Genomic DNA, 9735 nt, shown 5'->3' with positions numbered 1-9735 from the left:
TATTGTTTAAAATATATAAAAGTGATAAAAAGCATAGTTTCCAAAGAAAGTTTTCTTGGTCTGCCATTATTAAAACCTTTATATACTTTTCTTAATTCTTCTAAAAGAAATAAATATGTTTTTTTAAACCAATCACACTTTGACAATCAATCATTTTTATAAAATCCTTTTTTACGAATATATTAACATAATTCTTACTTCTTTGAAACTATAAATTGATTTGTCAAGTACTTTTGAAACAAGTCTAATTTAAAAGATCAGATAGAAAAATCATCATCTTTTAAAACATTAGAAGGATTAACTTTAGGTTATGATAGTATACCTACTTCTATTACAGGACTTAATAAAAATCTTGAAATAACTTTTAAATTTGGATTAAAAACTGGATATGCTTTAGATAGTTCCTCTTCATTTATAACAACTACAGGAATGAAAATTAAATTAATATTAAAAAATAATACTTGGAAATAAAGTTCATTAAATTAAATAAATCAATAATATTCTAACATAAAAGCCTGTCTTAATATTTATTAGGGCGGGCTTTTTTATTTTAACGAAGATTATTTTATCACGCGTTAAGCTAATAATAAAAAACAAATTTCTAAATATTACTAAATCCATTTACAACTAGTCTTTTTTGCAGCTTTGACGAAGTCTGCTTTAGTATGGGCACAAAAAAGTTGATAAAACATTTTAAACACGCGTTGCACTGTAGATATAAATAAAACTATTGTTTAATTATGTCTTTTATTAATTTACTATTTTTTATAATAATAAAAATATATAATAAAATTTGATTTTTGATATTTTTTTTACTATACTTGAGTTAACATGCAGTATTTAGCTTTCTATGAACCTGCTTATCTTCTAAGCAATCACAAGTCAATAGAAAATCGTAAAAACATTAATAATAAAAATAACCGCCATCATAAGGAGGAATGTTTATGGGAAAAATTTATAACCCAGAAAGTATTCGTAATGTAGCCCTATTAGGGCATGTTGGAAGTGGTAAAACTTCTTTAAATGAAGCACTTCTTTTTAGAGCCAAGTGTATTGACAAAAAAGGAGAAGTGGCAAGAGGTACTACAGTAAGCGATTATACAGACGAAGAAATTAAGCAGAAAATGTCTATTCGTACTTCTATAAGTTTTATAGAGTGGAAAGATCATAAGATTAATTTGCTGGATATTCCTGGTTCGGGTGATTTTAGCGGCGATATTAACCCAGCTTTAAGAGTTGCAGAATCATGCATTGTTGTAATAGATGCTGAGTTTGGCATACAAATAGAAACAGAAAAACATTGGCAGATGGCTAATAATTTCAAAAGACCAAGAATTGTATTTATTAATAAAATTGATAAAGACATGGTTGACCATAAGGTTTTATTAGAGAAGATAGAAAATAACTTTAATGAGCCTCCTGTAGTGCCTATACAAATACCTATGGGTAATGGTAAAGATTTTAAGGGTATTATAGACGTTATTTATCATAAGGCTTATTTTAGAGATGAACAAGGTAAAATAGTAGAGGCAGAGATACCAGAAGAGTATTATGATGAATATAGGGCTACACGTGATAGATTAAAAGAACTTGTATGTGAAGTTGATGACAGCTTAACTGAGAAGTTCTTAGATGGCGGTAAGTTTACCGATGAAGAATATATAGAAGCTTTAACAAAATCTATTCTTCAATACAAAGTAGTACCTATTCTTTTTGGTACATCCATTAGAGATATAGGAATGGGTGCTGTACTTGATACAATAATAAGATATATGCCTTCACCTTCTTATGTACCTGTTACAGACGGTACTGACCTTTTAACTAATGAAGCTACTACAAGGTCTATATTAGGTGAAAATAATCCATTTGCAGCTTTTGTATTTAAAACAACAATAGATCAATATGCAGGACGTATTTCTTTCTTTAAGGTTCGTTCTGGAAGTATAAAAAGCGGCGATGAAATATATAATTCTAGAACAGGCAAAAAAGAAAAAGTTTCACATATATATATAGCAAGAGGAAAAAAACAAATAGAGGCAGATACAATCACAGCAGGCGATATTGGAGTATTAGCAAAACTTTCTGATTGTAGAACAGGTGATACTATAAGTGTTCCTTCTTCACCTTTTCAATTCTTACCTCTTAAAGTTCCTCAGCCAATATACTTTACAGCAATTAAAATACTTAAAAATGATGTAAAAGCATTAGAAGTATTAGACACTATTAGCCAAGAAGACTTAACATTCCACGTAGAGTTTGACAGCGAAACAAAAGAAACTATCATAAAAGCTATGGGAGATTTGCAAGTAAAATTGGCATTAGATAGAGTTATTGCCCTCACAAAGGCAGAGATAGAACAAAGTGTTCCAAGAGTTGCTTATAGAGAAACAATAAGAAAACAATCCCAAGCACAATATAGACATAAAAAACAATCAGGCGGAAGCGGACAATTTGGAGAGGTTCATTTAGAAGTTTCACCACTTCCACGTGATGGCGGTTATGAATTTGTAAATGATATATTTGGAGGTGCTATACCTAAGCAATATATACCCGGTGTAGAAAAGGGTATACAAGATGCTTTATCACAAGGTCCTTTAGGAAGATATCCTATGGTAGATGTTAAGGTTAGAGTTTATGATGGTAAGTACCATGATGTAGATTCTAATGAATTATCATTTAGAATAGCTGCATCTATGGCTGCGAAGGAGGCTTTTAAAAATGCTTCACCTGTGCTGCTTGAACCTGTTATGAAGGTTACAGTTTATGTGCCTGAAGAGTTTACTGGTTCTATAATGAATGAGCTTACAGGCAAAAGAGGCAAAATATTAGGAATGGAGGCTGCATCAAACACTGTACAAATGATTAAGGCAGAAGTTCCGCTTTCAGAGATGCTTACTTATTCTATAGAAATGAAGGCTTCTACTTCTGGAAGGGGTACTTTTGAGATGGAACATTCACATTATCAAGAGCTTACAGGTCCTTTGGCTGATAAGGTTATTGAAGAGCGTAAGGCTTTACTTGGAAATGCTGAATAGGGTTAAAATGTATATAAATATAAGTTGATATTTTTTATATACTATAATATAATATTTTAATAATAAATTAGGAGATTGTATGCTCAAAATAATTGACAAAATAAAAAAAGAACATGTATTTGAAGGCTTAGAATCAAAAGATAAGGATTCTCTTTTCAAAGCTTTAAGTGAAAAAATAGCTTCTGTTTCTTCACTTTCTACTGATTCTATATTTGATGCTTTGAAAAAGAGAGAAGATGAGTACACAACTAATATTGGTAATGGCGTTGCAGTTCCGCATGGTAGAATTCAGGGTTATGGTAAAACTGACATATTTGTAGGTTTCCTAAAAAATGAGATAAACTATGACTCAGATTCTGATGAAAAGAGTCCTGTTAAACTCGTATTTGCTATACTTTCTGATCTTGAAAACCCTCAAGATTATCTTTTAAATCTTTCTCAGATATTCTTTTTAGTTAACCAAAAAGAAATATTAGACAAAATAATAGCTACTAAGAATTTTGAAGAGTTAGAAACTGTATTAGAATCTTTCAAAAAGTTAGATGAAAAATTCGAAGCAGAAAAACAAATTAAATTCCTTATAGAACTTGAAAGAGCTGAAATACAAATTAAAGCTTATGAACTTTATAGTTCTACTCACTCTCAGCAAAAATCAGATTTAGTTTTAGAAGAGTACAAAAAATATAAAGATACTATTTTAAGCAAAATTGATGTTGCTGTATTAGAAAACTATAAGAGAATTAAAGAAAATAAAGGTGAAGCTCTTGCAAAAATTGAAAATTATAAATGCAGTGCTTGTAATGTAGCTATACCTAAAATGACTGTTAATGAAGTTAGAAGACAGAATCAGATTATTATGTGCTTCCATTGCGGAAGAATATTATTCACTACTGACTAATTAATGAAAAATAATATTTTTAAAAGAATAGCTAAGGTATTTTTAATAACTTCTTTAGCTATTCTTTATATATCTTGTTCCGCAAATAAACCTAGCTCTAACATTAAAGAGTTTTTTAATTATCCTAATCCTTTTAATCCTAAAGAAACATATACTACTTTTAAAGTTTCTATTGATACAGGAGAGATAATAGAAGCTAAGCTTTATATTTATTCTCAAGAGGGTAGTTTGGTAGATGAAAAAACTATGATTATATCTGCAGACAAAAAAGAAGCTACTGCAATATGGTCTGATATAGACAAAAATGGTAATTATTTGCCTTCTTCAATATACACTTCAAAAGTTATTTTAAAAGACAATCAAGACTCCATTTTTGTTAGCGAGTTCAAAACTTCTGTAATATAGTTGTTGATTTATATACTAAAAAATTTTAGTTTAGCAATTTTTTGTTGTTCTTTTTCCCGCAGCAAAAAGAACCAAAAAGTGCAAATACTAAATTAGTATTGAAGTCTACCTAGTTATATTTTATATATAAAATAAAAAGTATATTTTAGCTAAAAAATAGCCTTTTTGCTTCTTTGTGGCGACAAAAGAAGTGGGGTGCGGGGCAAAGCCCTGCAAATAATAAAAATTAAAAAAAGCATTTATTTAGCATAACTATTTTTAATAAATAGAATTAAGTTTGCCGTAGGTAATAGACTTATGAAGTTTAATAGCTTCAGAGTCTGTAAGATGTGCTACATAATCTTTTACTAATTCTTCATCGCTGCTATAGGCTATATCTGCTTTTTTAAATAATTTATCTTCTTCTATAATTTCTAAATGTTTTAATAAATATTCAAATATAGTAGATATTATTCTGTTTACACTATCAACATCTTCCAATATTTCTTTACTTTCATAAACCTTTTTAAACATAAAAGCCCTTAAATCATTAATAGCATTTAAAACTTTTGCATCTATATCTATATACATTTTTTCTATACTAGCATTAATTACCCCCATTATCATAGTATCAGCCCTCTCGCCGTAACTCTTACCAAGAACATTTATTATATCTTTTGGTATATCATGATAATCTAAAAGTCCGTATCTTATAGCATCATCAACATCATGATTAGCATAAGCTATAGTATCAGCAATTCTCACAATCATACCCTCATTAGTTGAAGGTCCTGACGAATCTGTAAGTAATTTTCCTGTTTTGCCTTTAGTATGTTTTAATATTCCATCTCTTACTTCAAATGTGAGGTTTAATCCTTTACCTTTTTCTAAATGTTCCACCACCCTTAAAGATTGCACAGAATGATGAAATCCTTTGAAATATTTTGATATAGCTCTCTCTCCGGCATGTCCAAATGGTGAATGCCCTAAATCATGACCTAATGCTATCGCTTCTGTTAAATCTTCATTAAGTCTTAATACTCTTGCTATGCTTCTTGCTATTTGCATTACTTCTAATGTATGTGTGAGCCTTGTTCTAAAATCTCCAACAGAGAGCATAATTACTTGTGCTTTGTCTTTTAATCTTCTAAAATATTCGCTATGTATTATTCTATCTCTGTCTTGCATATAAAGAGTTCTTATATCATCTTCTTCTCTTGGGTGTTGGCAGCCTTTACTATTTGAAGAAAATGATGCTGCTGGAGACAAAAAGCTTTTTTCTCTTGTTTCTATATCTAATCTTATTGTTCTCAAAATTAATATCCTTTTTATATATTATGTTAATATTACATTATAATAAAAAAAACACAATTATATAAAATACTTGATATGTTATGAGCTAATTCTTTTATGACCAAAGGAAGTATCCTTTCGGTGTGACCTAAAGAATCAAAATAACTACATTTTGGCTAAATATATAATCAATATTATTATTCTTTTGTTTGCACTTTTTGCAACTTTTTGCGGCGGGAAAAAGTTGAATAAAAAACTAATTTCTTATAGATTTTAAAATTTTTACTATATACCTAAACAACTATATTTTGTCAAAAATGAATTTTTAAAATTGAAATATTTGCAGGGCTTTGCCCCCTGCGAAGCGTGCCCGTAGGGTAGCACCCCAGTTCTTTTATTGGTATAAAAGAACCAAAACAACTGCATTTCTATCAAGTATAGCCAAAAACATATGGTATTACTTTATATATATTTCATAGATATAAAACTAAAATATTTCACTTTCTTAAAGCGTGCATGTATGCAAAAAAATTGATAACATCTCTATAAAAATACAACCATATAAAATATTTGACATAATACATATATATATTATAATTTTAGCTATGAGTAAATATATTGTTATACATAAGATAATTAATGCTTCTATTTTTATGCTTTTTCCTATAGTAGCATTTATAATAATGGCACATAAAAACATTACTTCTGGATTTAATTTAGTAATGTTAATTTTATTAAATCTTATACAGATAGGCATTTTTATTTCTTTTATAGCTGTATCTGCAAGATGTGATTGGGGTACTAGAAAGCAGCATGCCATAGTAAAGGCTTTAATTTCTTTATCTATATATGTTTTAATAATATTATTTACATTAATAATCATTATTTTCTAATTGTTGGAAAGTTTTATAATGCAGTTATTTCTTCTTTATATATATTTTCTTTTTGGATATATTGCTTATCCTTTTATTTTTATAGCTTTTTCTATTATGATGTTTTTTAATAAGCCTATAAGAAAAGGTGCTTTATCGAGATTAGGTTTTATTTACCCTAAAGAAAATAAAAAGAATGCTGTATGGATTCATGCTGTGAGTGTGGGGGAAATAGTTGCTGTTAGGGAAATGGTGTTTACTTTAATTGAGAGGGGATATACTGTTTATTTATCTACAACTACTGTTGGTGGATATGATATTGCCAAAAAAAATTATGGCGACAAAGTAGAGCTTTTTTATTTAACTTTAGATTATCCTCATATGATTAATAAACTTATCAATTTAATATCTCCTGAATATGTGATGATAGCTGAAATTGAGATATGGCCTACTATGATATATATGCTTCATAAAAGACTTATACCTATATTTTTAATCAATGGAAGAATTGGCAAAAAAGAACTTAAAGGTTATAAAAACTTTCAATTTTTCTTTAAACCTTATTTTAATATGTATGCAAAAATACTTGCACAAAGCAATATTGATAAGGAGAATATGATTACTATAGGTATGCCTAAAAAACTTATAGCTGTTACAGGAAATTTAAAGTATGATATTAATTATAGTGTAGATGAAAAAAAGATAGATAGTTTAGAGAGTATGATACCTGTAAATAAATTTGTGATAGTTGCAGGAAGTACTCATAGTAACGAAGAAGAAATTATATTAAAAGCCATAGATAAAATAGGCATAAAAGATGATGTATATATTGTAATAGTGCCAAGAAATATAGAAAGAGGAGAAGATATTAAAAATACAGCTTCAAAGTTGGGATATAATTTGCCTCTTTACACTGATTATGATAGAAGTTCTGAAGATGGTATTATTATAAACACAATAGGGGAGCTTCTTAATTGGTATAAACTCTCTGACCTTGTTATAATGGGGGGTACTTTTATTGGCAATATGGGCGGACATAATATACTTGAGGCTATTTATTTTAAAAAGGCTGTGATAGTTGGAAAGTATATGTATAACTTTATAGAGATTTACGAATATATGAAAGAGAGTGTTTTTAATTGCAAAGAAAAAGAGAATCTTCCAGAAATTATAAAACTTGCGTACGAAAATAAAGAGCTTAGAGAAAAATTAGCCAATAATTCTTATGAACTTCTTATACAAAATAATGGTGCTAGTAAAAAAACTATGGAGTTTATAGATAAATATAACGGCATAGTTTATTAATTTGTTTTTATTTTTCTATAATATAATAAAGCTATAAATGCACATATTACAGCACTGGCAGTTAAAAATATATATGCTATCTCTATAGAATACATTTCCACTATTTTACCTGTTATGATAGGGTAAATAAATATTCCGATTGAATAAGCTGTTTGATAAAAACCCATAGCAGAAGATTTTTTATCTCTGTCTATTTCTATAAGAGCCTCGCTTGTAAGATATGATGCGAGCATTCCTATTGATAGTCCTGAGAGTATTTGAGAGGCTACTATTACAAATATATTTTTTGTGAGTATTACAGATACACAATATAAACCTAAAAGCACAAAAGAAAATGGTACATAAAATTTAGAGCCTCTCTTGCTTGCAAATGAAGTGCTTGCTATATATGCACTCACTATTGCAAAAAACATATTAATGAGTGATGCTATTCCAACAAGGTATGATGCTCCTCCAAGTTCTTTTATTCTGTTTAGAGTAAATGACACCGATGCTGCCATATGTATGCCTTGCTCTATTATGCTTAACACTGAGAAAAATAATAATCTTTTGTTTTTTATAACTAATATTAAATCTTTTATATTACCTTTTTTCTCTCTTTTCTCTTCTTTTAAGAATAATGCCAATATAGTTGCCGCAAAACCAGCGAAAGCAGCAGCAATAAGCATAAGGTTCATTCCAAATTTTTCATAAAATATAGCAGCAAATAAAAATCCTAAAAACATTCCTATAACATTAGCAACCAAACATTTACTAGCAGCCATATGTTCTTTACTTCTGTCGAAATAAGAATAATATAAAACCATATACATAAGCCAAGTAGAAGCAGCAACACCTGTTAATATATTGCCAACCAAAAAACCATTAGCACTAGGATAAACCATTTTTATAACACAAGAGATAGCAGATAGTAATGAACCGAGTACTATAAAAATTTTATACTTGCCAAAATAATCGCTTATTATACCGAAAGGAAATCTAAGTATCATCTGTGAAGCACCGTAAAGCCCAAGTATTATACCAACTATAGAAGGCGTTACATTTAAAGCGTATAAATACGGCACTTGAAAAGGTATGTAAGTGTATAAAGAAAACCAGTATAGTATCATTATTATAAAAAGAGTATTAGGCATTTTTTATTATCCTTTTTATATGCTGCTTAAGTTTCTTAATGCTAAGCTAATTAAATCTTCTGTTGTTTTATTTTCTTTGTTTTCTATATTTGATAATGCTTTTAATGCTTCATTATTTGAAAAGCCTAATGATATAAGAGCCTTTATTACATCGCTTTCATTTTCATTATATGATATCTTAGAAGAAGAAATATTTATGTCTATCTTTTCTATTTTATCTCTAATTTCAAACAAAAGTTTTTCAGCCTTTTTTACTCCCATTCCCTGAACTTTTTTAAGCATATTAATATCTTTATTAAAGAGTATATGCATTATTTCATCTATTGAATATGTAGAGAGAATCTCCATTGCAAGTTTTGCCCCAACACCAGAGGCAGACATTAAAGTGTTAAACATTTTTTTCTCTTCTCTTGTTCTAAAACCATAAAGCGTCATAGAATCTTCTTTATGTATTAATTGAGTGTATAGCCTTATATTATCATCGTTGTTAACATTTAACTTTTTTGATACTATAATCTCGTAAGCCACTCCATTAGAACATAAAAGAGCAATGATTCCCTCTGATACTATGCAAACTTTACCTTCTATAAAAGCAAACATATTATAAACTAGGCTCGTATTCTAATTCTTTAATTACTTCAAGCATTTTATCTGTAGTAACTTTGCTTTCATCATATTCCACTTCAGCACAAGCATTTTCTAAACTTACATTTACTTTGCTTATACCCTCTAAAGCAGTAAGCCCTTCAGTAACAGCCTTAACGCAATTTTGACAGCCCATTCCTTTAATTTTGATAGTAATATTTTTCATTTAT

Annotated in this window: 9 protein-coding genes; 5 read left to right on the top strand and 4 right to left on the bottom strand. The window is 28.8% G+C overall.

What is annotated here, in order from left to right; all coding sequences use genetic code 11:
* Positions 1–944: 944 nt before the first annotated feature.
* The 3 genes from fusA (at position 945) to EPJ72_RS07115 (ending at position 4338) form a co-directional block, all read left to right on the top strand.
* Positions 945–3035, top strand: a complete 2091-nt coding sequence (gene fusA / locus EPJ72_RS07125) for an elongation factor G (protein ID WP_147731505.1) — start codon at positions 945–947, stop codon at positions 3033–3035.
* Positions 3036–3114: 79 nt separating this feature from the next.
* On the top strand, positions 3115–3933 hold the full coding sequence (locus EPJ72_RS07120; RefSeq protein WP_013243643.1) for a PTS sugar transporter subunit IIA: 819 nt from the start codon (positions 3115–3117) through the stop codon (positions 3931–3933).
* Between the two features lie 3 nt (positions 3934–3936).
* Positions 3937–4338 carry a hypothetical protein gene (locus EPJ72_RS07115; protein WP_147731504.1) on the top strand — a complete coding sequence of 134 codons (402 nt, stop codon included), beginning with the start codon at positions 3937–3939 and terminating at the stop codon, positions 4336–4338.
* A gap of 258 nt (positions 4339–4596) precedes the next feature.
* On the opposite strand, the gene EPJ72_RS07105 is transcribed toward EPJ72_RS07115, so the two are convergent.
* Positions 4597–5631: a deoxyguanosinetriphosphate triphosphohydrolase gene (locus EPJ72_RS07105; RefSeq protein WP_147731503.1), complete on the bottom strand. Its 1035-nt coding sequence runs from the start codon at positions 5629–5631 to the stop codon at positions 4597–4599.
* A gap of 584 nt (positions 5632–6215) precedes the next feature.
* On the opposite strand from EPJ72_RS07105, the gene EPJ72_RS07100 reads away from it, so the two are divergent.
* The gene (locus tag EPJ72_RS07100; protein ID WP_242004955.1) at positions 6216–6503 is read left to right on the top strand and encodes a hypothetical protein; all 288 of its coding nucleotides are present in this window, start codon (positions 6216–6218) and stop codon (positions 6501–6503) included.
* An 18-nt stretch (positions 6504–6521) separates the two neighbouring features.
* A complete protein-coding gene (locus EPJ72_RS07095) occupies positions 6522–7787 on the top strand; it encodes a 3-deoxy-D-manno-octulosonic acid transferase (RefSeq protein WP_147731501.1) in 1266 nt (421 codons plus the stop codon).
* On the opposite strand, the gene EPJ72_RS07090 is transcribed toward EPJ72_RS07095, so the two are convergent.
* From EPJ72_RS07090 to EPJ72_RS07080, 3 genes are read right to left on the bottom strand one after another with little or no spacing between them, the layout of a single operon-like run.
* Positions 7784–8920 (bottom strand): MFS transporter, encoded by a 1137-nt coding sequence (locus tag EPJ72_RS07090; protein WP_147731500.1) that lies wholly within the window; start codon positions 8918–8920, stop codon positions 7784–7786. The genes EPJ72_RS07095 and EPJ72_RS07090 overlap by 4 nt on opposite strands.
* Positions 8921–8935: 15 nt before the next feature.
* Positions 8936–9520 (bottom strand): Holliday junction branch migration protein RuvA, encoded by a 585-nt coding sequence (gene ruvA / locus EPJ72_RS07085; RefSeq protein WP_147731499.1) that lies wholly within the window; start codon positions 9518–9520, stop codon positions 8936–8938.
* 1 nt (position 9521) lies between these two features.
* The gene (locus tag EPJ72_RS07080; RefSeq protein WP_147731498.1) at positions 9522–9731 is read right to left on the bottom strand and encodes a cation transporter; all 210 of its coding nucleotides are present in this window, start codon (positions 9729–9731) and stop codon (positions 9522–9524) included.
* Positions 9732–9735: the final 4 nt, after the last annotated feature.

It is taken from the genome of Brachyspira pilosicoli (assembly GCF_008016535.1).
GTDB lineage: Bacteria > Spirochaetota > Brachyspiria > Brachyspirales > Brachyspiraceae > Brachyspira > Brachyspira pilosicoli_A.
The sequence above is the reverse complement of the archived record's forward strand: the minus strand, read 5'-3'. Positions and strand labels throughout refer to the sequence as shown.